We start from the raw sequence: 24,816 nt of genomic DNA, 5'->3' as shown, positions 1-24,816 counted from the left end.
CCAAATACATTGATAAGGAGAAGCAAATCCTGTTTCCTGAATACGTGGGGCGTTGTGACCACGAGCAGAAATGCGGTTATCACTTCACACCTCGTGATTACTTTGAACAAAACCCGGCAGAAAAAGAAAGGTTTGCAGAGAATAGTTTCCGGAGTTATGCCCCTATTAAGGAAGCGCAACCGATAGCTACCTCTTACATTGATTTGGAGATAGTCAACCAATCATTACGTGGTTATCCATCCAATAAGCTGTTTCAATTTCTATCGGCTCAATTCGGAGAGACGGAAACATTGAAGCTCATGAAAAGATACAAGGTCGGCACATCCAAGTATTGGGACGGGGCAACCGTATTCTGGCAAACGGACAATCAGAATAAAGTCCGCACAGGTAAGATAATGCTTTACAATTCCGAAACAGGTAAGCGGATAAAAGAACCATACAATCATGTTACGTGGGTACACTCCGTCCTGCACAAGGGAGATTACAATCTGAAGCAGTGCTTCTTCGGTGAACATCTGCTTTCCGAGGATAAGAGCCGCCCTGTTGCACTGGTCGAAAGCGAGAAAACGGCAATCATCGCTTCCTACTATCTGCCGCAATACCTATGGATAGCATCAGGCGGAAAGAACGGTTGCTTCAATGCCAACAGCCTATCCGTTCTGACAGGAAGAAGCGTTGTGTTATTCCCTGATTTGGGAGCGACTGGCTATTGGCAGAGCAAAATCAGTCTGATGAAAAGCTGCGGAATTGAGGTGCAAATGTTCGATTATCTGGAAACAAGCGCTACCGAAAACGAACGAAAAGAGGGGTACGACATAGCCGATTATCTGCTCAAGGTAAAACCTGACGAGGCTACCTTACAACAGATGATGAGGAAGAATCCGGTCTTGAAAACACTGATAGAGACATTCGACTTAAAGCTCATCAGCATACAACAAAACTCTGCGCAACCCAAGTTTTCACCGCCTAAAAAACGAGGATTCAGACTTTAGAATACAGGGAGAGAAATCGAGACTTTTTTACTGTAGCAAGTTAATGTCGGTGTATTACATTTCCCGACCACTTGCTCCTCAAAAAGTCTGAGGAGACAGCTCCCGATGGTCACAAATTATTCACTAAAAACAGATTCAAATGGAAAAGAAATATATAGTAACCCTCCGCTTGTCATACAAGCAGCACGCATGGCTTGGTGCGCTTTGCAGACGGAGCAAACAGACTCAAAGCGAAGTCATCCGCTCGCTCATTGAAAACGGTTCGGTACGTGAACGAATCACGCAAGAGCATATCCACATCATCCGTCAACTGGTTGGAGAAAGCACTAACCTTAACCAGTTGGCGAAGCAGGCAAACACTTACGGATTTTTTGCTGTTGCCAAAAGATGCGAAGAGATGGCAGAGCGTATTAACCAACTAATAAAACAATTGAAAAATGATAGGTAAGCAAACGAAAGGAACTTCGTTTAATGGGTGCGTCCGCTATGTCCTCAAAGAGGAAAAATCGAAACTACTGGAAGCTGTCGGAGTAGAAGGCACACCCGAGCAAATGGTAGAGCAATTTGAGTTACAATCCTTGCTCAACGACAAGGTAAAGAATGTTGTCGGGCACACCTCACTCAACTTCTCTCCCGAAGATGGCGAACGCTTGAAACACGATGATGCACTGATGTTGCAAATCGCACATGACTATATGAAGCTGATGGGGATTCAAAACACGCAATACATCGTTGCCCGGCACATCGACCGTGAACATCCGCATTGCCACATCGTCTTTAACCGAGTGGACAATGACGGCAAGACGATTAGCGACAAGAACGATTTCCGCAGGAATGAGAAAGTCTGCAAGATGCTGACAGCTAAATATCGCTTGCACTTTGCCAATGGTAAAGACCATATTAAGGAGGAACGGCTGCGCCCCTATGACCGGGCAAAGCATGAGATATATAAGGCGTTGAAAGAGGAACTGCCCAAAGCTCAAAATTGGGGTGAATTGAAAGATGCTCTTGCTGACAGAGCCATTGATATGAAATTCAAGATCAGCCGAACTACAAGAGAAATACAGGGCGTCAAGTTTGAGTACAACGGCTTTTCTTTCTCCGGTTCAAAGGTCAGCAGGGAGTTCAGCTATCTGAATATCGACAGCCGATTAGAAAAGAATGCTTGCGCATCCTTGTTTGAATCTTCCAACCAGGAACCCGGACATAAGGAGGACGAAGTGCAACAAAGTGTTTCCCATTCCGACTTTAGTTCCGGTATCAGTCTTGGTCTGCTAAACGGCAACTCATCTTACGATGCCACTGCCGCAGATGAAGTTGAGTTCAATCGCCTGATGAAAAAGAAAAAAGCTAAGCGCAAGCGAGGCTTCCATCTATAATTCACTATTTATCAACTTTTAAAACCTAATTATTTATGGAACAAAACGATTTAATTCTTGATTTCAATCTCTACTTGTGTGAGAAGTTCGGCTACAGAAACAGTTGTAGCGTGATGCAAAATGCCAACGGCTTTTGTGTAAACATCAGTGAGCGTGATTTAGACTGCTACATTCGCTTTTGGGCATACAGCAATGGTGTGGGTAATTTCCCAGACTGGTCCATCATCATCGTGCGCAGTAACTTCAAGAAAGACCAAGAAGAAAGCCTGAAAGACTTGGCTCGTTTCTTCAAGGAGTATATGCCACGTTACGGTTACAAATACCTCTGCACCGAAGGCGACGACTACAAGTATTATCAGACACTTGGCTTGAAACTTATCCATCGAGGACTTTTCGGACAAGATAATTATGGATTGCCGATGAAAGATTTGAATGTTTGATACATTGTTTAGAGTTAAGGAGGGGATTTTTCCTCTCCTTTTCTTTTTTGACATAGCATAATATTTTATATCTTTGCAAACAGAAAAACAATAAATATATGAATGCAATAGACATACTTGAACAGCAACAAGCTAATGAAGTTTTAAGATTAGAGATTGCATATTCCAACCTCTATAAGGCGTATGTACTGGGAGATAGAAATGAAATGATAAATCAATATATTGCCACTGGTCATATAGGCATTCCCAATTTTGCGAACTCAGTGCAAAGTAAGACGAAGCAAGAAATGTTATCAAATGGAATTTTGCCTGACATATTACCTACTGCTATCGGCAGCATCAAAGATGAAACATTATTGCGAATGAATATTATGGATTGCTTGAATGCTTTGCAAGATGAGATTAAAATTCGGAACATATATCAAACTCATTACACCTACGCACAATACATTCTTAATCGTCCCTTTCATACATTTAGACAAGACGAAATCTTATATCAGAATCCGCAGGGACAGCAACTTAAAGTTGCTGATATGCTCGCCGTGTGTAAATATGCTATAAACATTGCGGGAACAATTGCACCAGATAATGAAAATTTTGCAAAAGCTAATGCAGCGATTACCACCCTACAGGGAATAGATGCGATTCTCAACAACAAGCCAGAGGATAAGCCCGTCAATAAGATGCTACATTTGGCAACAAGTTTCATTTCCTCTGTAGTGAAATCATCTATCAAAAATGACGAAGCCAAACGTGAAGTTACCATAACTGCATTAATGGTTGATTTGGCTATAGATTTCTTCTGTAAAAAATAAAACGATGGATAAACCTATGAATCGGATAAAAGAGGTGCTTGAAGAAAGAGGAATCAAGCAAACTTGGCTGGCTGAGAAACTTGGCAAAAGTTTCTGTATAGTCAATGCTTATGTATGCAATAGACGACAACCAAGTTTGGAAGTGCTTTTTGAAATTGCTGACATATTGAATATTGATGTGAAAGAATTAATAAAAGACAGATGAATAGTATGAAGAGGCAAGAAGAACAAACCCAAAATATCTGTCTTTTAAAAAAAGATGGATTTACACTTTATTTAGTGAAAAAAGGGGATTCATTCACTGATATAAAGAATGGAGACGTTTCCATACTTCCAGAGGAGCTTATAGCCAAACGCCAAAACGGAGGCAATATCTCGACAGATATAGAAAACTACGCCCACAAATTAAAGCGTCAAGAATATGGCAGGAGGTTAAATTACCAAATTGAGAATCTCTTGTTTCTTACTGGTGCAGGTTCTTCTTACCTTTTTGGGGAGAATGGCAAGAAAGGCAAACTTATGTGTGATTTATGGGACGATGCTGTAACTTTACTTGGAGGAAAGCAAAATATGGATGCCTTTTGCGAAAAAGTCAGATATACTGACAAAGACGAGAAAAATGAATATAGGAAAAACCTAGAAAAAGTCCTTTCATTAGCAGAAAAAGCAAAAGATTATATCACAGAACCGATTTTCAAGACAGATAAAGATGAAGAATGGAATATTACATATACTATTAGCAAAATAAAGAAGATGATTAAAGAGAATTGCAATCTGCAAATAATATCTTCTGAATCATCTAGTGTGCATGAAAAATTTCTTAATAAGATTACTAAACGAAAAAGTTCTATTGCAAGGGTAAAGTTATTTACCTTAAACTATGATACCCTATTTGAGCAAGCTGCACGAAAAGGGAATTATACAGTAATCGACGGATTTTCTTTTTCCGTTCCAAGAATTTTTAGTGGACGGCATTTCGATTACGACATTGTAATACGTGACGGAAGTAGAATCAAGAATGAAGATAATTTCGTTCCACGAGTATTTCATCTATACAAGCCACATGGTTCGGTAGATTGGGAAAAATGTGGAAACAATGTCTTTCAAAAAAATGCAGACGACATTACTGTAGAAAATTCATTAATGATTTTTCCGCAAGAAAATAAATATGAACATTCTTACGAACAACCATTTTTTGAAATGATGACGCGTTTCCAAGCTGCGTTGCGTATGAAAAATACTACATTGGTTGTTATAGGATTTAGCTTTGGCGATAAGCACATATTATCCATGATAAACGAGGCTTTGGAACAAAATCCAAGTTTTCAACTTATCATTGTGAACTACAGGGACACAGGTATCTCAGAAAGCGACATGTTCTATAAAGAAGCTGAAGAAAGAGGTAATATGATGATGGTCAATGAAACTTTTACTGAATTTGTTGACGCTTATCCAAACATCAAAATATATGACCAATCCGATGAATATCGTTTAGTGAAAATTGTCAATGAAGGGAACTAATTATAATCCATTTGTAAACGAGCACTTTATTGGTTTTATCAATCAAGTAACTCCACAAGGAGTGAAGGTACATTTCCCTTCCTCCGCTTTATTACAACCTTTTTTCAAGTATGGTGAACTATATCATGGTGGTTTAGTAGGCAACTATGTAGTAATAGAAGGGCATCAAATGGGATTCTTAGGAAAAATACAAGGCATAGAATTACCTGAAAAAGAGCGTTTGGAACTAAGTGAAAAGTCTTTTGAAACTAATGAAATGCACCCCATAGGATATATTGAAATTCTATTGTCTTTTAGTTTTGAAAATCCAGAAGAAATACAGCGTGGACTTAACACACTACCTCCAATTGGAGCTAAAGTATTTGTTTGCGCTTCTTACTTCATACAAAGTTTCTTTAAACGATTCGGCGTAAAAAAAGAAAATACTGCCCCATGCCTTATGAAACTTGGTGTATTGACACAAGATAAAACAACTCCTGTGGAAATCTCTTTGGACGCTTTGTTTGGTCGCCATTGTGCTATTGTTGGAACTACAGGAGGAGGCAAAAGTTATACAACAAGTAAATTACTTGAAGGAATTTCAAATGCCAAGGCTAAAGCTATTATCATAGATCCTACTGGAGAATATTCAGGTTTTGATTCTAAAGATTATGTAGAAAGCGCTATTATAAATAAAGATAGCTACTTTCATTATTCCCGTTTATCCGTTGGAGATTGGTTCGCATTGTTCAGACCTGCGGGACAAGTACAACAGCCCAAATTATTAGATGCGATAAAATCACTTAAATTGGCAAAGTGTTTAGAGGAAAACGAAAAATTACCAGAAGATGGAAAATTTCATCATCCTAAGTTTACAGATAAATTCATAACGTGTGTAGGCGGTATAATTAGAAAAAAATGTCATTATAAAGATGCTTTTAGACATTTTGAAACGAAATATATGGCAGAAATAGAGGAAGATAATTCTGAATTTGATTTAACAAAACTTGTAATCCAATTAAAGGAGGAAGCCATATATGAAAGTAATGGCAGTAATGTTGAAATGTGGGGAGATGTTGACAAAAGGACAAGTGACAACATCGCTAGTCTAATTATTCGTATATATAGTAAGGTTTCAGACAAAGCATTTAAGCAAATATTTGGCATAGGAAAAGAGCCTAAAAAAGATTTGTGTGAAACAATTGAATCTTTTATAAGCAACAAGTCAAGACACATTCTACGTATCGGTTTTGAAGATGTTCCCTATGACTTTCAAACAAGAGAGATATTAGCTAATGCCATAGCTAAATTCTTACTTAACAAAGCAAGAAAAGGAGATTTCAAGACACAACCTATTGTGTTCTTTGCAGATGAAGCGCACCAATTTCTGAACAAAGAAGTTAAAGATGAATATTTTCAATCTATGCGTTTGGATTCTTTCGATTCCATAGCGAAGGAATGTAGAAAATATGGCTTATTCCTTTGCTTGGCAACACAAATGCCAAGAGATATTCCATTGGGTACTTTAAGCCAAATGGGTACTTTTTTAGTTCATCGATTAATAAACTATAAAGACAAAGAAGCAGTAGAAAGTGCTTGTTCCGCTGCAAATAAATCAACATTGGCATATTTACCAGTATTAGGTGCAGGAGAGGCTATACTTATGGGAGTAGATTTTCCAATGCCCGTAATGCTAAAAGTCGATTTACCACAGACTGAACCTAATTCGCATACGCCACAATTTAAGAGATTGTAAAAAAGTAGAAACAAAATTAGCATAAGAACAATATGATTACAGGCGATATAAAGCAAAAGGTGGATGAAGTATGGCAGACATTTTGGAATAATGGCTTCACCCAACCATCGGCAATCTTTGAACAGATAACCTATCTGCTCTTTATGAAGATGCTTGATGACAAGCAACGTGAAAAAGAAGCGATAGCCAACCTTACGGGCGATGTTTTACTTAATCCTACATTCCCTGATGGTGTGTGGCACAATCCATCCACTAACCAAGATGTGCCCTACAATGAAATGCGTTGGCACGTGTTCAAAGAAATGGAACCGACAAAAATGTTGGATAGGGTGCGCAACGATGTGTTTATCTTTTTGCGTTATGTGGGGAAAGAAGGCTCGGCTTATCGGAAGGCTATGGAAGACACTGTTTTTCAGATTACCAATGCTCGCCTGTTATCTCGTGTTATTGAAGGTATTGAAAAAATTACGTCCGATGGAGCTGACATGATGGGCGATGTGTATGAATATATGCTCGGCATTATGGCGGCATCAGGTACTAACGGACAATTCCGTACCCCTCGCCATATCATCCGCATGATGGTGGAACTGATGCAACCCACTCTTGACGATACTATCTGCGACCCGGCTATGGGTTCTGCCGGTTTCATTATGGAAGCAGCCAAATACATCGCTGAGCATCAAAGTGATGAGTTGCTGAACATCGAGGTAATGAAACGATTCCGAAGCGAAATCTTTCATGGTTCTGATTCCGATGCATCCATGCTCCGTATTGGCTGTATGAACATGATGCTTCACGATGTAGATGAACCTAATCTATACTATTGTAATTCTTTGTCTGATGACAACAACGATACAAACCGCTATACACTTTGTTTGGCTAATCCTCCATTTGCAGGCAGCCTTGATACCGATGATATAGCGCATACACTGAAAGCGGCTGTCAAAACCAAGAAGACCGAACTGTTGTTTCTTGCCTTGATGATGCGAATGCTTCAGACTGGCGGACGGTGTGCATCCGTAGTGCCGGATACGGTTCTCACAGGAGATGCACAAGCCTATAAGACGATACGCTCCGCATTAGTAGATAATCATTGTTTGCGAGCTGTCATTACCATGCCCTCCGGCGTATTCCAGCCTTACAGCGGTGTATCTACAGCCATTATCATCTTTACCAAAACAGGCACAGGCGGCACGGATAAAGTATGGTTCTATGATATGCGTGCAGATGGATACTCGCTCACCACACAGCGCACCCCTACTCCCGGGCAAAATGATATTCTTGATATTATCTCCCGTTTCCATAATCTTGAAGCGGAAGCTGACCGCAGTCGAAAAGAGCAATCGTTTTTTGTCACCGCCGATGAAATACGAGCGAATGGTTACGACCTTAGTTATAAGCGTTATCACGAAGTGGAACATAAAAAAGTGCAGTATGAAGCTCCGGAGGTTATTATTGCTCGCATAGAGGAAAGACAGAAGGCTATTGATGTAGCCTTTGCCGAGTTTAAGAAACTGCTAAATTCGTAAGAGTATGAAAGTGGATAAATCGAAATGGGAGCAGAATTTTATATCTGATTGCATTAAAACCGTTAAGGTTAAAGGTGCTATTCAGAAAAAAGATTACCAACAATATGGTAAATACCCAATAATCTCACAAGAGAAAGATTTCATTTCAGGATATTGTGATTCTATTGAAAATCTCAATTCTATTGGTGAGGTGGTAATATTTGGAGACCATACTCGTGTTCTGAAATTCGTCGATTTTGATTTTTGTGTAGGTGCAGATGGTGTTAAAGTCATCCGGCCGAGTTTAGATATTAGTGCTAAGTATCTATTTTATTTTCTTACATGGGCGGATATTCCAAATAATGGATATTCTCGACATTTTAAGTTTCTCAAAGAACTGAGCATTTCTTACCCTCCTATTCCTATTCAGCAAGTAATAGCGGAAGAGTTGGATGCTGTGCAAGGAATGATTGACGGGTACATGAATCAGATTGCAGACCTTGATGTCCTCGCACAATCCATTTTCCTTGATACTTTCGGTAATGTCGCTACTAATGATAAACATTGGGATCTTATACCAATGGGGCAACTTGGAGACTTAAAAAATGGGCTAAACTACAGTAAAGGAGAGAGAGGAAAATCCGTTAAAATAATAGGTGTTGGGGATTTTCAAAGCATCAAAAGTATTTCCTCTTTTGATAATATATGCTCAATTGAAGTTAAAAACATTTCGCAAGAATATCTACTTCATAATGGAGATATAGTATTTGTGCGTTCAAATGGTAACAAGAATTTAGTTGGTAGATGTCTTGATGTTTATCCTAACGGGATAGAAGTAACTTTCAGCGGTTTCTGTATTAGATTTAGAAAATCTGTTGAAATCATAAAAAATAAGTATTTGATTGCTCTATTAACAGAAGCGGGATTTAAGAAAGCACATATCTTAAAATCTAACGGCATTGGAATTCAAAATATAAACCAAAAGTTATTAGCCAATATTCCAATACCAGTTCCCCCTATCTCCCTACAGCAACACTTCGCCACACAAGTAGAAGCAATTGAAAAGCAAAAAGAGCTACTTCGTCAGCAATTAACCGATGTCGAAACCCTGATGGCTGAGCGAATGCAGTATTATTTCTCTTAAAAACAACAAAGCGATGAAAGAGATAGATAAGAACCTAATAGATCCCATTCACCGATATACCGTTTCGGGGATTGAGCAGCAGGTGGATTATGAGAAATTCTACCTGTATTCATTGATTACCCATTCAACTGCTATTGAAGGTTCGACCGTCACAGAAGTAGAAAACCAACTACTGTTCGACGAAGGAATTGCAGCCAAAGGAAGAAGCCTCACTGAGCAAATGATGAATGTGGACCTGAAAAACGCATACCTTTATGGTTTTGACCGGGCAAAAATCGGGCAAACCTATACGGTTGAACTCTTATGCGAACTATCTGCCAAAGTCATGCGGCGTACCGGTACGGAATGTTCCACATTAGGCGGAACGTTCGATTCTTCCAAAGGAGACTTACGCCTTTGCAATGTGAGTGCAGGTATCGGAGGACGGAGTTATTTGGCTTTTCAAAAAGTACCCAAGGCTACCGCAGACTTCTGTGCGTGGCTGAATGAAGCATTGTCTTCCATCGACAAAAACGACATAGCAGCCTGTTACCGTTTGAGCTTTGAAGCCCATTTTCGTTTGGTAACCATTCATCCGTGGGTGGACGGCAATGGCCGTACCACACGATTGCTGATGAACATGGTGCAACGGCAGTTGGGGCTTATCCCGTCCATTGTTACGAAAGAAGCCAAAGGAGAATACATACAGGCCCTAATAGACAGACGTGAGCATGAAGACAGTACCATTATTCAAGATGTAATGATGGCACAACATATTGCTAATTTGGAGAGTCGCATTTTACAGTATCAAAAGACAGTCGATGATACTGTAAATGATACTACAAGTGATACTGTAAAACCAAACGATACCACTTCTCGGCTTATCGCAGCCATTAAAGAGCATCCGGAATACACCTACGATGAATACGCACAAGTGCTGCACATCGGTCGTGCTACTGTTGCCCGACATATCAAAAAGTTGAATGGAACAGTCATTCAGCGCATTGGTTCAGATAAAGACGGACATTGGGAATTTATAAAATGATTGAGCCATGAGAAACTTCGACATCATAAAAGATATTGACGGACTGGAAACAATCTATCGTTATTGTGCCACAGCCGAGGATTTTCAAGTAAACAATCCGGTGGTATCAGCCGGACAGTCTCGTCTTGCGTTGGAGACAATGGTAAAAACCGTTTATCGCTTGAAAGGATGGCAAATAGGAGAACGCGCCTCATTGCTTTCGCTTACTACCGACGAACGCTTTACGGCATTCATAAACAGCGAAGACCTGATGAAGCGCATCCATTATGTGCGCAAGATAGGAAACAATGCAGCACACGCCAACGACGGATTTGTGGGGCGCAGAGTGTCTTTCTTTGCCGTACTGAACCTTTATTACATCATCGGTTCTATCCTATTAACTTGGCAGGTGATTGATACCTTACCCGATTTTGATAAAGAACTGATTCCTCAATCCCTTCAGTCGAACAATCTTGCCATTGTTCCTCAAACAGACCAAGCGCATGCAGCTACTACACAAGCTGCCGACACCGCCGCACAAGCAGTGGAAGAAAGCTCCGATGCGCAGCCTACAACAGTGGAAGCCCACCCCATTGTAAACGACCTCTCGGAGGCGGAAACCCGAAAATTGTATATTGACCTGTTGCTTCACGAAGCAGGGTGGAAAGTATCCAAACATGAGGGCGAAATTATCCCCCGTCAAGCCGGAATAGAGATTGAAGTGCAAGGTATGCCCAATGGGAGTGGTGTGGGATATGCGGACTATGTATTGTTTGATGCAGACGGAACGCCACTGGCTGTAGTGGAGGCAAAGCGTACCAGCGTTGATGCGGCAGTGGGTCGTCACCAAGCGGAATTGTATGCCGATTGCTTGACTACGCGCTACGCTTGCCCTCGCCCTGTGATATATTACACCAATGGTTTTGAGACAAATGTGATAGACGGTTTAGGCTATCCGTCGCGCAAAGTGATGGGATTCCATACCATTAACGAGTTGCGCAGGATGATTTCACAACGTGGTCGCAACGATATTACCGATTTGCAAATTTCGGACAATATAACCAATCGCAACTACCAGAAGCGAGTGATTGAATCGGTCTGCAAGCATTATAATGACAAGCACCGCCGTGCCTTGCTGGTGATGGCTACCGGCACTGGGAAGACACGTGTCAGTATTTCGCTTGTAGATGTGCTGGTGCGGAACAACTGGGTGAAGAATGTGCTGTTCCTTGCCGACCGCATTGAACTGGTCAATCAGGCACAAAAGAATTATGCCAAGTTATTGCCCGATATGACGGTCAGTTCCTTGCGTGACAGTGATGTGGATATATCGGCACGCATCCTGTTCTCCACCTATCAGACCATGATAGGACATCTGGACAAGGATGCCAAGACATTCTCCATTGGAAGATTCGACCTTATCATCATTGACGAGGCTCATCGCAGTGTGTTTGGCAAATATGGAGCAATCTTTGATTATTTCGATGGGCTACTCTTAGGATTGACGGCAACACCACGTAATGAGGTTGACCGCTCCACATACGACCTTTTCGGCATGGAGCAAGGCGAGCCGACCGACAGCTACGAATATGACGAAGCGGTAACCGATGGCTATCTGAACCCATTCAGGGCAATAAAAGACAACTCAAAGATTCTGACCGAAGGGATCAATCCCGACCAGCTTACCCCGGAAGAACGGGAGCAGTTGGAAGAGATTTTCGAGTACGAGAAAGTGATGGCTGGTTTAGACCCGGGAGACCCTTATAGTCGTGTAATCAGTGCCGCTGAAATATTCAAATACATATTCAACGTTGATACTGTTGACCATGTGCTGAACAGATTGATGAATGAGGGCATCCGTGTGAAAGACGGCACTATGATTGGCAAAACCATCATATTCGCCTATAACCACAAGCACGCTGTATTCATAGCCGAACGGTTTGCTACCCTTTACCCCGACTTAGGACCCGATTTCTGCCGGGTAATTGACAATTACGAGAAATATTCATCCGACCTGATTGTCAAGTTTACCGATGCAGAAAAGCAACCTCAAATTGCCGTATCAGTAGATATGCTTGATACAGGAATAGATGTGCCTGAAATTGTAAACCTTGTTTTCTTCAAGCCAATCCATTCCAAGATAAAGTTCTGGCAGATGATAGGCAGAGGTACACGCCTGTGCGAAAACATGTTTGGCGAAGGACTGCACAAGAAGGAGTTCTTGATATTCGACTTCTATCGGAATTTTGAATATTTCGAGATGAACCCCGAAGGTGCCAATCCCACTAAGTCACAATCTATCGTAAGCATGCTCTTCAATCTGCGCACGGATATTAAATTCGCCTTGCAAGACGGCAAGTATCAAAGTATGGAGGAAGCAAAGGCTTTTCACGACAGCCTTGCCGACATCTTACGCAAGCAAATAGCCGACCTGAACAGAAACCGGATAGATGTGCGCCTTCAACTGAAAGCAGTCGAAACATACGCTAATTCTGAAGCCATAGCCTGTTTGACTCTTGGCGATGTGATGGCTATGAAAAGCAATATCTCGCCGTTGCTTAAGAACGCTACCACCGACACGGCAGCACTGAAGTTTGATGCGCTTGTACTTAAATCCCAACTTGCATTAGTAGATGAAACGGTTAGTTCAACCTCATCCGAGCGGAAAATAATGGACATAGCCAGTTATCTCAAAGAGAAAAAAGCCACCATTCCTCAAGTGATGGCTAAGATGGATGTACTGAACGAGGTGGTGTCTACTCATTTCTGGGAATCAAAAAGTTTGGACTCGCTCGAACGAATCAGATTGGAACTTCGGGAGCTTATCCAATACTTGGATGGCGGTACGGCAGGGCAAACCTTTACCATCAATGTAACTGACACATTTGAAGAAGACAACTCAGGTGTCAATGTAACCCCTATTCGTACCTACCGCCGCAGGGTGGAAGATTATCTCAAAGAACATCTGTCAGACGATGACGCTTTGCAGAAAATATACCACCTTGAACCTCTCTCCGAACAAGACATCATCCGATTGGAACAGATTTTCTGGGAAGGACTGGGTTCAAAAGAAGAATTTGAGGCACAAACAAGGACAAAACCCTATCAGCATAACGTAGCCGCTTTCATTCGTTCCATCATTGGTGTGGAACAGGATGTGGCATTAGAGAAATATCGTGCATTGATTCATGGTGCGGAACTGACCCGCATGCAAGAGGAATATCTGCGCACGCTCATCCGCTATGTGTGCGAAAACGGGGATATTGCCACCGTTGTATTGCAACAACCGCCCTTCAATAAGTTTACTACAATCTTCCGTGATAGCCCCAAATCACTTATTGATTATGTAAAACTTATCAGTCAGGTTATTGCGGCGTAAATAAGTAACAAATACAAATACAGGATATGGAGTCAGAAACAAAAAAAGCATTTATATCTTATGCTTGGGACAATGAAGTACATAAAGAATGGGTACTAAAACTTGCATCTGATTTAAGGAGGCACGGAGTTGATGTGATATTGGATCAATGGGATGCAAGGTTAGGAAATGACCTTTCATTCTTTATGGAACAGGGACTTACATCCTCTCATTTTGTTTTATGCGTGTGCAGCGACAAATACATAGAAAAAGCTAACGGAGGAATTGGAGGGGCTGGATATGAAAAACGAATTTTGGCTGCAGAGATGATGAATGGTAGTAATAAACGGTTTATCATCCCAATAATCAAAAGAAACAGCGGGGTGAATAAACTTCCAATATTTCTCTCTGGATTAAAATATGTCGATTTCGACAATGGTAGGTATTTTAATAACTATTATGAACTTCTTGAGCGTATTTATGATGAAGATGTAAAGAAAAAGCCACTGCTTGGATGTAATCCTTTTACCTCAACAACTCTATCGGATCAGATAACAACAAAGCTGAATATAGAGAAAGTAGAGTTTCAGAACCCTGTCCTTGAAGGAAAGGTATCCTTTGACTATAAAAGGAATAGTGGTTCATATACCATAGGTGTAGGTGATTATATGTTTGTTACTCGTTGGAGTGAATGTGGTAATGATTCTATTTATTGCTATAGAGACGATGTATTTAGGTTAGGATATAATCCCACATACAAAGAATTTCCATCTCCCAATGAGTTTCTCAATTTTGACTTTAGTTCACGGGTTAAGTCTGCACATATTGGAGAAACTTTATTATTGGAGAATCACAATCATAAATTTGCAGCACTTAGAATTACAAAAGTTGTTAGAAAAAATGAGGACATAGACCATTTGTTAGAATTTGAATACAAGATATACCAGGATATAGAAAACGAATGAGCTAAAACGGGTAATTTTATACAGTATGTTGCAAAAAAAGAATAATATATTTGGCTGACATATAATTTTAAGATGACAAACTTCGACGAATACATCCAGCAAGGTGAGCCGCAAAAGCGTGAAAAAGGCTATGCTTGGCAAACGGCAATAGGACTTCAGGCTGTAGATGGCTTGAAGCCATCGGATTATCTGATTGAGACCGCTCGTAAGCACATTGAGGGAGACATAACCATTGATGAGGTACAGCAACTTATCAAGAGTTACTATGACTCAAAAGACATTCGCACAGAAAAGGATAACGAAACAGAGGAAGCAGATAAAGTTTCCGCTAATATAACCAAGCTATTGAATGAGCGTTCGTTTGCTTTTACCGTAGCCGGATTAACCGCCATTCATCGACGGATATTTGATGGTGTATTCAAATTTGCCGGACAAATCAGAGATTACAATATCACCAAAAAAGAATGGGTACTTCGTGGTGATACCGTATTCTATGTATCTGCTCCCGACATTCGCAGAGCCATAGAATATGACCTTGAACAAGAAAAGGCTTTTGATTATACTGGATTGGATATCAATCAAATTGCCAGCCATATCAGCCAATTCGTATCTGGGTTATGGCAAATTCATCCGTTTGGTGAAGGTAATACCCGAACAACAGCAGTGTTTACCATTCAATATTTACGTTCGATGGGATTCAATGTTGAAAATGACCTTTTCGCCAATCATTCTTGGTATTTCCGTAATGCTTTGGTCAGAGCCAACTATCAAAACATACAAAAAGGCATCAGGAGAGAGCCTGTGTATTTGGAGCGATTCTTTCGTAACCTATTGATGGGAGAAAACAATGAATTGAAGAATCGTTTCATGTTAGTCAATGCACCGGAAAGTATGGTTGCCTCTACCCCGACAAGTACCCCGACAAGTACCCCGACAAGCTCGGATAATCCATTGCAGATAGATAACGAAAATATCATCCGTTTAATAAAGGCTATTGCAGACAACAAATTATCCGTCAAAGAAATGATGACTGCCATAGGATTAAAGAACCGTGAGAATTTCATGGAATACTCACTCAATCCTGCCATTAAAGGGGGATTCGTTTCTATGCTCTACCCTGATAAGCCTCGCCATCCTCGTCAGAAATACCTACTGACGGTAAAAGGATTGACTGTCTATAATTCAACTAATGCGACAATGTGATGGAAGAAAACAATATATCCCCTTTCCAATCCGACTTTGAACAGATTAAAAGGCTGGACAAAAACGGTATAGAGTATTGGACTTCTCGTGAGTTATGTACTGCGTTAGGTTATAGTACCTATCAAAAATTTACCCGTATTATAAACAAAGCCATTGCGATAGCCAATAATAAGAGGCTTTGTATAGCAGAGCATTTTAACCTTATGGTTGAAATGGCTAAGTTAGGTTCCGGTGCATTCCGCAAAGTGGAGAATATTCATCTATCACGCATGGCTTGTCTGATAATAGCGGAAAATGCTGATGGAAAGAAACCGCAAGTACAAATGGCGAGGGAATATTTCAAACAGGAAATATCAGCCTCCGAATTTGTTGGCAATAGCTTATCTTCCAGCATTTTATTATACAAAACCAAACAAGGAGAAACGCGTATTGAAGTCATCTTCAATAGTGAAACATTCTGGATGTCTCAAAAACGCATGGCGGATTTGTTTGGAGTGGATGTGCGAACTATCAACTACCATCTTGGACAGATTTACGACTCAGGCGAGCTTACTAAAGAGGCAACCATCCGAAAAATTGGGATAGTTCAATCGGAAGGAGAACGAGAGGTAGAACGCACACCATTGTTCTATAATTTGGATGCAATCATTGCTGTTGGGTATCGTGTGAACAGCTATCAAGCCACACAATTCAGAATTTGGGCAACATCAGTTCTAAAAGAAATGATTGTAAAAGGATTCGTATTAGATGACGAACGACTGAAACAGGGTAAACATTTTGGCAAAGACTATTTTGAAGACTTATTAGAGCGCATCCGGGAAATACGGGCTTCAGAACGTCGATATTATCAGAAAATCACGGATATCTATGCCGAATGTAGTGCCGATTATGACCCAAAATCAGAAATCACCCAACTCTTCTTCAAGATGGTACAGAATATGATGCATTGGGCTGTTACCCACCAAACTGCGGCTGAAATCATATATTCGAGGGCGGATGCCGAAATGCCGCACATGGGACTTACAACTTGGAGGAACGCACCTGATGGCAGAGTTCAAAAGTCAGATACGATAGTTGCAAAGAACTACCTGTCTGACAAGGAGGTCTCAGCCTTGAATCGTCTATCTACAGCATTCCTCGATTTGGCAGAGCTTCGCGCTGAACGGCAAATAATTTCCACAATGGCTGACTGGAAAAAGCAATTGGATGATTTTCTTACTGTATATGGGTATGATAAATTGAATGATGCCGGTACCATTTCCGCTGAACAAGCGAAAGAAAAAGCATACGCAGAATACGACAAATTTCGCTTGATTCAAGACAAGGAGTATCTTTCTGATTTTGACAAAGAAATTAAGTTGTGGAAAGAGAAAGGGTTGTTTAGCAATGATTAGCTAAAAAACAAAGATTGTGGATGGGGATTCTATAATATATTACAAGATATTTATTCAGAATATCGATAAAACAAGAAACTTAGTCATAAATACCGATAACCAGTATGGGTATAATCTATTGCTCTCCTGCTGAATCACACCCCATCAGGTATAATTTAACAGGATTTTAGTACTATACTTTGTAATAAGGATGTTCTTACTTTTCTTCCTCAAATCCTTCAGACGCATTCGCAATCAACGCCTTTCCGATTTCCATCTGCATGAATTTAGGTAGTCGAAGCAGCGTTGCCATAAGATGGCTATACGTGAACTCTACCTTGGTGTTCAGTATCGGTTCCTCTTCAATGTTTGTATCAATTTTCCCAACGATCTCAGAACCTTCAATAAAATCAGAGAAGTTCGGTTCTTCAGACCAATTTTTTATCGTTCCATCATTGTTGATTCTTAAACGGATATAATCGCCACAATCATCTGCCTCCGGGATTAGACCATTAGGTACATAATCTGCAATTTTGCATATAGCCTTTTTATCTTTATCAAGCAAGAAATATGTTCCACTATCGCATATCTTGGCTTGAAAATATAAATCTCCATATTCCGGCTTCCAATTTAGGAGCCTATGAGTTTTCAAGTCGATTATTCCCGACCACATACCCTTAGAAACCAAAGGGTATGTGTTTTCATATAGTTCGCCAAGGCAAGCATCGGTATAACTACACATTTCCTCATCATACGGAAAGTATATCATAAGGTAGTGTGCCACCTCATTCAAATCTTGCCCTTTGATTCCAATCAATCTCTGTTTTGCCATAATCTATAAAATTAAATAGTTGCTAATGAACTAAAATCAACATCAGGTATAATCACGTCAGCGAGCTTATCCTCAACCATGAATCCCATATAAAGCGGAATGGTGAGTATCTCTCCCTCACGTCCCACATTGTATTGTCCCAGCTTGATTGCGTTGTTGACGTGATACACATCTTTGTTCTTAAGAACCGTAGTCATGCTTTTTGCCTTGCCTGTCTTTGCCTTGACTTCAAGGATAACGCATTCCCCTTTGAACCTCACCAAGAAGTCCAGCTCAAGACCGCTATCCTTATGAAAATAGTATAGTTTTTGCCCGGACTTGCATAGGAAATCAGCCATCAGATTCTCAAAGATAGCTCCTTTGTATCCAAGAAGATTACCCTTCAAAATATCTGCCTGCGTGCCATAATCGAGCATTGCCATTAGAATACCTATGTCGGTGGTATATACCTTGAAACACTCTTTGATGGAATTACCTTCTAACGGCAGTTCTGTAATTTGCGTGTTATAGCATCTACGGACTATCCCGGCATCCTCCAACCATTGAATACTACCAATGTATTGCGAAGCCCTTCCTCCCTTCTTGACGATGGAATACTGGAATTTCTTGTTCTCTTTAGCTAATTGTTTCGGAATAGATTCAAAACATTCACGGATATTAGGTTTGTCTGCATCATCCGCATATTTAACCATATCCTCCTCGTATTCGGCTATAAGGTTGCGCTGTACCTTATATATAAGTTCAATATTCTTCGTTTCAAGGAAGCAGTTCACCACTTCCGGCAGACCTCCGACAATGACATATCTGTACAACAGCTCCATCATTGCCTTATGGATACCGTCAGGAACAGCCTTTTCGTTATCAAAGCATGACTTGACGGAATCAATGATTATATCACTGATTCCGTTTGCCCATAAAAATTCCTCAAAGTCCAACGGGTACATATCAATCACGGTCTCATACCCTACTGGAACAGAATCTTGTCCTTCCTCCTCTTCCTTTTTCTTCTTGCTTCTGCCGTAGCCTTTCACTCCCAAAAGGGAACCAGTAGCAATGACATCGAAACGCCCGTCTATATGGAATGACTTTAAGGCTGTCCTTGCTTCCTTGCATTCCTGAATCTCATCAAGGATAATGCAGGTTTTTCCCTCAATGAAGCGACTACCTTGAATCAAAGCAGAGAGGTTGAGAATAATGGTATCGACATCTATATTGCCTGTAAAGGCTGACTTCTTATCCGGTTCAAGTATGAAGTTCATATAGACCACGCTCTCATAATTCTCTCTTGCGAACTTCTGGACAATGTATGTCTTTCCACACTGGCGGATGCCTTTTATCACAAGGGGCTTTCTGTCCTCAGACTCTTTCCACTTGGCTAAATATGTTTCTATTTTCCTTTTAAGCATAGCGCAATCATATTCTTTCATTGGCAAAGTTACACTTTTTCCAGTGAATAATCTTCAACTCGATACACTTTTTCAATCGAATAAACAATGTATAGCTACATTTTTTCAAGCCAATCACACAATTTCGTGCAAAAACTGATGCAAACCCACAGAAATTCCAAGAAAAGCACTACCTTTGTATTCAACAAGCGTTCTGTAACATCCATGCGGGAATACCCTATTGTTCAACACATTGTATCTGATAGCGGATATTCCACAAAAGGGCTGAAAAAAGGCGGTACAACACGTATATGCAAAACAATGAAATACAGCAATTTGCATTTGTCCCCACATTCTGTGTATTTGTAAAAACAGAGGTTGTACCGATTAAAATGAATTGTCACTGATAGTCAGTGATGTAAATATGCTGCATCGGAATATCACCGTAGCATTCACCTTCGTCGGCCCGATCCACGCTTTGGTCTTCTGCTCCACCCACAAATTTTTCTCCACCACCGAATTCCACTTATACACATCCATCTTATTGCTCAAATATCCCAAACCGATTCCGAACTCGAACGCCCATCGCCGCCCCACCGGCAGATAATATCCGTAACTGATCCCCCCCCCCAATCGACGTCCCCTGCCGTCCCGTTTCATTCAGTTTGATATCGAAATCCGCATACTGCCCGTAAATCCCGAACACATGCCCCGCTTCCGAGCGATCCTCATTGGTCCAGTAGCGGAACTCCGGCCCGCCTCCCGCCACATAAATCCCTTTATCCCCCGTATCCGTTTTCTTTTCCCAGTAAGTCACCGCTCCTTCCAGAAGAATGGAGAAATGGCCTCCGATATGGAACTCCACTCCTCCGTTCGGTGCAAACATCAGCCAATAAAGAGCATTTGTCCGCAAAGAGAGTATCTGATCCACCGGCCTCGTGTCGCGCACCGCATAGCTTCTCCTCTTCCCCGCCGGCCGCCACACCGGATACGGATTCGTTATGATCGCCGCCAGCTGCCGTTCTTTCTGCGCGTCCGACATGGTATCCGAAAGCGCCTCCGTCAATTCCGATGTCACGTTGAACTGCGCCTCGCTCCGGGTCACCGCCCCATATCCTTTCGCCGTGCTCAGATAGACCTTGAATTCCACGCACCGCACCTTATTATATACATCATCATCGTCGTCGTCCCTCATCCACAACGCATCATCATCCTCCTCATCATATACATCTTCTTCCGCAGGCCGCACATGCGTCCATATCCTCACCCCCTGAAGTTCGTTATGTTCCAGCGTGCGGATCAGATAATCTTTCACCGTCGCAATCCGAGCCTCAGCCAGTTCCCTGCTGCCGATCCGGCTATCGGTCGACGAGGTGAAAGCCGTAACGACGATCGAGTCGATCCGTGAAGCCGTCGTCACCGCCACCCGCTTGGCCAGCGAGTCGAACTGCTGTCTCTGCATCAAGTTCGGCCCGTACTGGAACACCAGATCGCTGCTCCCCATAACGAAATAGAACTTCAACTTTTGCGGCCGTGTCAGGCTGACCGTCACCTCCCGGCTGCCATATCCGCCCATCGGCCCCTGCGCCCGGAGATCCGTCGCACAGACTCCTGCGACCAGCCCCAAAGCCAGTGTCGCGATCAGGCGCTTCATATTATTTTGTATACCGACTCGCTGCATATATCAATTTTCCGGTGCGGCGGAATGATTCGTCTCTTTATGATTCACATCTTCATTCGAAGCGGCCGCCGTTCCCGACACTTTCCTCATCCCCGCCACTCCTCTGAGCTTCAAATACCTGTACATGCTCCGCTCATTACACCGCACGATATCGCAAATATCCCGCACGGTAAAATCCCCCTGACAATACATTCTCACAGCCAAGTCGAGCTTCTCGGCATTCATCTTGATCGACCCTTTCGGCCGCCCGCCCTGCACACAGCGTTTTCCGCCCGTTTCCCGTCTTTTCGCGCCCTGTTTTCCCGCCAGCACCGGCGCATATCGATGTATGTGCGACAAAAGAAGTTCGCCGCCGCCGTGCAGCAAAGCATCCCGACACTCCTCCAGCCACCCTTCGTCCAGCGACACCAGCACGAACCGTTTGCGCGACCAAGTCAAAAACACCTCCAGCAACTCCTCCACCCCACGACAGACATCCCCCAACGAACAGACAACCAGCTTATCCCCCTCCTTCAGCAGCTCCGCCACCTCCAGGAACCGTTCTTTCGCACGCTCCCAACTCTCCGCCACCTCGATGCCATCGACACCATACCTCCTCAGCCTGGCGATCCCCGTCCCAGTCCGATCCATGTTATCCGTCGCTATGGCAAAACCTCTGATCATTTTATCATCTGTCGTTTCCCTGTCAGCTTCCTTGCTACCCCCCCATCAGCCCCGCCCCGATCGCACAACACACTGATCGAACGAAAGTTCCAACCCCTCCTGTAACAGGAAGCCTCCCCTCCAAGCACCCTCCTCCCCGAATATCTGACAGCAAAAATACTGAAAGAAATTCCCAATTGCAAATTTTTTGCACATAAAATTTACAGAAAAGCCGCCGAAAGCGGATTTGCAAAAGAGACGAATTACCTTATCGGAGACGATTTTATCCGTCCGGGGTTATCTGACAACAACAAAACAATTATTATGACAGAAATATTTACTCCGCCGACCGCCGGAGTTCAAAGAGCGTCACCTCCGGCAGAGCCCCGATGCGCATCGGGAACAAGACATACCCCACCCCATCGTTCACATAAAGGCGCAAACCGCCCTTGACATACAATCCCGACCATTCGGGATAGAGGAACTCAGCCGGCGAGAGATGTAACCGCCCCAGATTCAGTTTCATCTGCATGGCATGGACATGCCCCGCGACCGTCAGGTCGGGAGCCGCCGTCTGCGGTATCGAATCCCAGAGAGCCGGAGTATGAGACACCAGCAGCGAAAAACAGGAAGTGTCCACGCCTTGCATGGCCCGGCGCAAATCGCTCCCGCCCTTCACCGCATGCACCCCGTTTCTCCTGTCCTTATGAGGAAAATCGACCCCGGCCACCGCCATCCGATCAGCCCCCCGCTCCAGCCAGATATGCTCGTTTTGAAGGAGTTTCCATCCCAGCGCGCGCTGAATCTCTTTCAGCCGTTCGAGACTGCGCTCCGCCGCCGTATCGCTGCCGGGGACATAGATACCGAAATCGTGATTCCCCAACACGGAGACCACCCCGTCCGGCGCCTTCAGACGGCTCAACCGGCGGAAAACATCCGGCGTGATCTCCGAACTGCGGATATTGACCAAGTCGCCGCAGTTGACGATCAGATCGGGCTTCAGCGCCAGGATCGTATCGACAATATCCGTCATCAGCGTGCCGGAGGGGGCCAGGTTGCCGATATGCAAGTCCGAGAACTGGGCGATCCGGTAGCCGTCGAACGCCTCCGGCACCTTCGGGGAAGTCACTTCGATCCGATTGACCCGTATGGTCGAAATTCCGTGACTTGCGCCGTAAATCATGATGCAGACAACCGAAGCCGCCAGCACGCCTCCGACCGCCTCGAAAAAACGCCGCCGTTTCCGCGAGCCCCGGTTCAGCAAGGCACCAATCCCCGAAAACAGCGCAAACACCGTTTTCGACACGAAAAAAAGCAAAAACACCCACATCAGCCACAGCATGGCCTGCGCAGCCTCTTCCTCCCTGCCGAAAGTACCGTTCACCGCATAAAGCGCTGCCGGCAGCACGAGATCCAACAGCACGGCCTGTACAAGAAGTATAACCCTCCCCACAGGTTTCGCCTTTCCCCGGAAATACCGATGCCACACATAAAAGTCACTCGCCATGGAACATACCATAGCCGTCAATAACAAATAGACCATCATAATCCGTATCTTTCTTCTGACAAGCAGAATGCAAATATAGGCGATCTGTCCGGCCATGCGACAAAAACAGTTCCGGAGCCCGCCGGTCGGCGAAAAAAGCTATCTTTGTTTTTCAATTCACAGCGACCATGAAAAACAAAGCCTTCGCTTGTGCGCTCGCAGCGCTGTTCGCCACGGCCTGCAATACAGAACACGGCCCCGAGAAGCCCGGAAATTCCAAGTGGATATCCCGGATAGTGGAATACAGACCGGCTCCCGGACAGTTCGTCAACACCTATCTGGGCAGTATCGACGCTGCCCGGGGAGTGGTCGGCGGCAAAAGCGGCTGCGTGTCGTTAGGAGGATTCGGCGGCTATATCGTTTTCGAGTTCGACCATGAGGTACGAAATATCGACGGTACCGATTTCGTGATTTTCGGAAACGCTTTCGACGGCAATTCCGAGCCCGGCATCGTGGAGGTGAGCCCCGACGGCCGGAGCTGGTACCGTCTCAAAGGCTCGGAAGACGACGCGGACGGAACCGTCCGCGATTATACGATCGCATACGTCAGACCGGAGCAGACCTCGACGGCTGAAGCTGTGGCTTGGACTGACAGTCGAAACAGGAGCGGCCGGATTGAGACGGTTTCCGCCCACCGGCAATGTTACTGGCCTCTTTTCCTCGCCGACGCCCCCGAGACACTGATTTTCAGGGGGCTCCTTCTGCCCGGCAATTCTTCGTGGAACGGCGAGCGATTCGTACAAGCCGCTTTCGCGCATGGGTATGCGGACAACTGGTCGGCCGACTACAACGAAACGGCGGGCGACGATCCCGATACCCGCGGAAGCAACAAGTTCGATTTGGACAATGCCGTCGACAGCGACGGCAATCCGGTTGCCTTGACTGCTATCCGGCAGGTCAAAGTCTATACTGCCATGAACCAATGGGTGGGGGGAGGTATCGGCGAGACTTCGACCGAAATCTGCGGAGCTCTTTCTTTGTCTGCGAGCCTGTAACCTTTCTTATCGTTTTTCTCGTTCGAGGGCCTGGCGACCGGCGTTTATTATTTTTCGGCCTCCGATCCGTGGGATCGGTTAAAATGGGGTTCCCGCGTCAGCTGCGGCCCAGTCGCCAAGGCCGCACTGCGGCCTTCGGGGACAAGCGACGAGCCCAAAAAACGCAAAGTATTTTAATTGTACAATTTATTACAATGATCTTCCCGTGTCAGGCCGGAGCCACCCCCGGCGGTGTCCGGTGCCGCTCGGCACTCGAGCCGGGCTGGAACTACCCCTAACCCTGCCGGCTGCGGCCCGCC

22 protein-coding genes are annotated in these 24,816 nt (G+C 43.5%); 16 read left to right on the top strand and 6 right to left on the bottom strand.

Annotated features, from left to right (window positions below; all coding sequences use genetic code 11):
- The 15 genes from Q0Z93_RS04285 to rhuM all read left to right on the top strand — a co-directional run.
- Nucleotides 1-992, top strand: a 992-nt coding sequence (locus tag Q0Z93_RS04285; RefSeq protein ID WP_298062953.1) for a DUF6371 domain-containing protein, incomplete at its 5' end; no start/stop codon positions are given.
- 139 nt (nucleotides 993-1,131) lie between these two features.
- Nucleotides 1,132-1,440, top strand: a complete 309-nt coding sequence (locus Q0Z93_RS04280; RefSeq protein ID WP_298062951.1) for a MobC family plasmid mobilization relaxosome protein — start codon at nucleotides 1,132-1,134, stop codon at nucleotides 1,438-1,440.
- A complete protein-coding gene (locus Q0Z93_RS04275; protein WP_298062948.1) occupies nucleotides 1,430-2,371 on the top strand; it encodes a relaxase/mobilization nuclease domain-containing protein in 942 nt (313 codons plus the stop codon). Before Q0Z93_RS04280 ends, Q0Z93_RS04275 begins: the two co-directional genes overlap by 11 nt.
- A 35-nt stretch (nucleotides 2,372-2,406) precedes the next feature.
- Nucleotides 2,407-2,811 (top strand): hypothetical protein, encoded by a 405-nt coding sequence (locus Q0Z93_RS04270; RefSeq protein WP_298062946.1) that lies wholly within the window; start codon nucleotides 2,407-2,409, stop codon nucleotides 2,809-2,811.
- Between the two features lie 98 nt (nucleotides 2,812-2,909).
- Nucleotides 2,910-3,626 carry a hypothetical protein gene (locus tag Q0Z93_RS04265; RefSeq protein WP_298062944.1) on the top strand — a complete coding sequence of 239 codons (717 nt, stop codon included), beginning with the start codon at nucleotides 2,910-2,912 and terminating at the stop codon, nucleotides 3,624-3,626.
- Between the two features lie 4 nt (nucleotides 3,627-3,630).
- Nucleotides 3,631-3,831 carry a helix-turn-helix transcriptional regulator gene (locus tag Q0Z93_RS04260; protein ID WP_298062942.1) on the top strand — a complete coding sequence of 67 codons (201 nt, stop codon included), beginning with the start codon at nucleotides 3,631-3,633 and terminating at the stop codon, nucleotides 3,829-3,831.
- Nucleotides 3,832-3,836: 5 nt separating this feature from the next.
- Complete coding sequence (locus tag Q0Z93_RS04255; protein WP_298062940.1) at nucleotides 3,837-5,147, top strand: SIR2 family protein; 1,311 nt, start codon at nucleotides 3,837-3,839, stop codon at nucleotides 5,145-5,147.
- Nucleotides 5,134-6,882, top strand: coding sequence for an ATP-binding protein (locus Q0Z93_RS04250; RefSeq protein ID WP_298062937.1), 1,749 nt, complete (start codon nucleotides 5,134-5,136; stop codon nucleotides 6,880-6,882). Before Q0Z93_RS04255 ends, Q0Z93_RS04250 begins: the two co-directional genes overlap by 14 nt.
- 32 nt (nucleotides 6,883-6,914) lie before the next feature.
- Complete coding sequence (locus tag Q0Z93_RS04245) at nucleotides 6,915-8,411, top strand: class I SAM-dependent DNA methyltransferase (protein WP_298062935.1); 1,497 nt, start codon at nucleotides 6,915-6,917, stop codon at nucleotides 8,409-8,411.
- 4 nt (nucleotides 8,412-8,415) lie between these two features.
- Nucleotides 8,416-9,534 (top strand): restriction endonuclease subunit S, encoded by a 1,119-nt coding sequence (locus Q0Z93_RS04240; protein WP_298062933.1) that lies wholly within the window; start codon nucleotides 8,416-8,418, stop codon nucleotides 9,532-9,534.
- A 13-nt stretch (nucleotides 9,535-9,547) separates the two neighbouring features.
- On the top strand, nucleotides 9,548-10,558 hold the full coding sequence (locus tag Q0Z93_RS04235) for a Fic family protein (protein WP_298062931.1): 1,011 nt from the start codon (nucleotides 9,548-9,550) through the stop codon (nucleotides 10,556-10,558).
- A gap of 7 nt (nucleotides 10,559-10,565) precedes the next feature.
- Entirely contained in the window at nucleotides 10,566-13,916 is a 3,351-nt protein-coding gene (locus tag Q0Z93_RS04230) for a DEAD/DEAH box helicase family protein (protein ID WP_298062929.1), read from the top strand.
- A gap of 26 nt (nucleotides 13,917-13,942) precedes the next feature.
- Nucleotides 13,943-14,860, top strand: coding sequence for a toll/interleukin-1 receptor domain-containing protein (locus tag Q0Z93_RS04225; RefSeq protein WP_298062927.1), 918 nt, complete (start codon nucleotides 13,943-13,945; stop codon nucleotides 14,858-14,860).
- A gap of 72 nt (nucleotides 14,861-14,932) precedes the next feature.
- Nucleotides 14,933-16,063, top strand: coding sequence for a Fic family protein (locus Q0Z93_RS04220; RefSeq protein WP_298062925.1), 1,131 nt, complete (start codon nucleotides 14,933-14,935; stop codon nucleotides 16,061-16,063).
- Nucleotides 16,063-17,457 carry a RhuM family protein gene (gene rhuM / locus Q0Z93_RS04215; protein WP_298062923.1) on the top strand — a complete coding sequence of 465 codons (1,395 nt, stop codon included), beginning with the start codon at nucleotides 16,063-16,065 and terminating at the stop codon, nucleotides 17,455-17,457. The genes Q0Z93_RS04220 and rhuM overlap by 1 nt, the downstream gene beginning before the upstream one ends.
- Before the next feature lie 196 nt (nucleotides 17,458-17,653).
- Here rhuM and Q0Z93_RS04210 read toward each other — a convergent pair whose 3' ends face one another.
- The 6 genes from Q0Z93_RS04210 to Q0Z93_RS04185 form a co-directional block, all read right to left on the bottom strand.
- A complete protein-coding gene (locus tag Q0Z93_RS04210) occupies nucleotides 17,654-18,268 on the bottom strand; it encodes a hypothetical protein (RefSeq protein WP_298062921.1) in 615 nt (204 codons plus the stop codon).
- An 11-nt stretch (nucleotides 18,269-18,279) separates the two neighbouring features.
- Nucleotides 18,280-19,674, bottom strand: coding sequence for an ATP-binding protein (locus Q0Z93_RS04205; protein ID WP_363291460.1), 1,395 nt, complete (start codon nucleotides 19,672-19,674; stop codon nucleotides 18,280-18,282).
- A gap of 366 nt (nucleotides 19,675-20,040) precedes the next feature.
- Nucleotides 20,041-20,313 (bottom strand): DUF3575 domain-containing protein, encoded by a 273-nt coding sequence (locus Q0Z93_RS04200; protein ID WP_298062917.1) that lies wholly within the window; start codon nucleotides 20,311-20,313, stop codon nucleotides 20,041-20,043.
- Complete coding sequence (locus Q0Z93_RS04195) at nucleotides 20,195-21,307, bottom strand: DUF3575 domain-containing protein (RefSeq protein WP_298062916.1); 1,113 nt, start codon at nucleotides 21,305-21,307, stop codon at nucleotides 20,195-20,197. Before Q0Z93_RS04195 ends, Q0Z93_RS04200 begins: the two co-directional genes overlap by 119 nt.
- A 30-nt stretch (nucleotides 21,308-21,337) precedes the next feature.
- Complete coding sequence (locus tag Q0Z93_RS04190) at nucleotides 21,338-21,997, bottom strand: hypothetical protein (RefSeq protein WP_298062914.1); 660 nt, start codon at nucleotides 21,995-21,997, stop codon at nucleotides 21,338-21,340.
- Nucleotides 21,998-22,313: 316 nt separating this feature from the next.
- On the bottom strand, nucleotides 22,314-23,522 hold the full coding sequence (locus Q0Z93_RS04185; protein ID WP_298062912.1) for a metallophosphoesterase: 1,209 nt from the start codon (nucleotides 23,520-23,522) through the stop codon (nucleotides 22,314-22,316).
- 128 nt (nucleotides 23,523-23,650) lie between these two features.
- Here Q0Z93_RS04185 and Q0Z93_RS04180 point away from each other — a divergent pair, with 128 nt between their 5' ends.
- A complete protein-coding gene (locus tag Q0Z93_RS04180) occupies nucleotides 23,651-24,517 on the top strand; it encodes a hypothetical protein (protein WP_298062910.1) in 867 nt (288 codons plus the stop codon).
- Nucleotides 24,518-24,816: the final 299 nt, after the last annotated feature.

Origin of the sequence: uncultured Rikenella sp., assembly GCF_947628055.1 — a bacterium.
Classification (GTDB): domain Bacteria; phylum Bacteroidota; class Bacteroidia; order Bacteroidales; family Rikenellaceae; genus Rikenella.
The sequence above is the reverse complement of the archived record's forward strand: the minus strand, read 5'-3'. Positions and strand labels throughout refer to the sequence as shown.

Bases quoted from the DNA above. Each gene is read 5' to 3' on its own strand.
- Q0Z93_RS04270 (WP_298062946.1), top strand. From the start codon at position 2,407: ATGGAACAAAACGATTTAATTCTTGATTTCAATCTCTACTTGTGTGAG.
- Q0Z93_RS04225 (WP_298062927.1), top strand. From the start codon at position 13,943: ATGGAGTCAGAAACAAAAAAAGCATTTATATCTTATGCTTGGGACAAT.
- Q0Z93_RS04265 (WP_298062944.1), top strand. From the start codon at position 2,910: ATGAATGCAATAGACATACTTGAACAGCAACAAGCTAATGAAGTTTTA.
- Q0Z93_RS04240 (WP_298062933.1), top strand. From the start codon at position 8,416: ATGAAAGTGGATAAATCGAAATGGGAGCAGAATTTTATATCTGATTGC.
- Q0Z93_RS04185 (WP_298062912.1), bottom strand. From the start codon at position 23,522: ATGATGGTCTATTTGTTATTGACGGCTATGGTATGTTCCATGGCGAGT.
- Q0Z93_RS04200 (WP_298062917.1), bottom strand. From the start codon at position 20,313: ATGAAACGGGACGGCAGGGGACGTCGATTGGGGGGGGGGATCAGTTAC.
- Q0Z93_RS04195 (WP_298062916.1), bottom strand. From the start codon at position 21,307: ATGAAGCGCCTGATCGCGACACTGGCTTTGGGGCTGGTCGCAGGAGTC.
- Q0Z93_RS04230 (WP_298062929.1), top strand. From the start codon at position 10,566: ATGAGAAACTTCGACATCATAAAAGATATTGACGGACTGGAAACAATC.
- Q0Z93_RS04220 (WP_298062925.1), top strand. From the start codon at position 14,933: ATGACAAACTTCGACGAATACATCCAGCAAGGTGAGCCGCAAAAGCGT.
- Q0Z93_RS04250 (WP_298062937.1), top strand. From the start codon at position 5,134: ATGAAGGGAACTAATTATAATCCATTTGTAAACGAGCACTTTATTGGT.
- Q0Z93_RS04235 (WP_298062931.1), top strand. From the start codon at position 9,548: ATGAAAGAGATAGATAAGAACCTAATAGATCCCATTCACCGATATACC.
- Q0Z93_RS04260 (WP_298062942.1), top strand. From the start codon at position 3,631: ATGGATAAACCTATGAATCGGATAAAAGAGGTGCTTGAAGAAAGAGGA.
- Q0Z93_RS04245 (WP_298062935.1), top strand. From the start codon at position 6,915: ATGATTACAGGCGATATAAAGCAAAAGGTGGATGAAGTATGGCAGACA.
- Q0Z93_RS04205 (WP_363291460.1), bottom strand. From the start codon at position 19,674: ATGCTTAAAAGGAAAATAGAAACATATTTAGCCAAGTGGAAAGAGTCT.
- Q0Z93_RS04280 (WP_298062951.1), top strand. From the start codon at position 1,132: ATGGAAAAGAAATATATAGTAACCCTCCGCTTGTCATACAAGCAGCAC.
- Q0Z93_RS04180 (WP_298062910.1), top strand. From the start codon at position 23,651: ATGAAAAACAAAGCCTTCGCTTGTGCGCTCGCAGCGCTGTTCGCCACG.
- Q0Z93_RS04275 (WP_298062948.1), top strand. From the start codon at position 1,430: ATGATAGGTAAGCAAACGAAAGGAACTTCGTTTAATGGGTGCGTCCGC.
- Q0Z93_RS04210 (WP_298062921.1), bottom strand. From the start codon at position 18,268: ATGGCAAAACAGAGATTGATTGGAATCAAAGGGCAAGATTTGAATGAG.
- Q0Z93_RS04190 (WP_298062914.1), bottom strand. From the start codon at position 21,997: ATGATCAGAGGTTTTGCCATAGCGACGGATAACATGGATCGGACTGGG.
- rhuM (WP_298062923.1), top strand. From the start codon at position 16,063: ATGGAAGAAAACAATATATCCCCTTTCCAATCCGACTTTGAACAGATT.
- Q0Z93_RS04255 (WP_298062940.1), top strand. From the start codon at position 3,837: ATGAAGAGGCAAGAAGAACAAACCCAAAATATCTGTCTTTTAAAAAAA.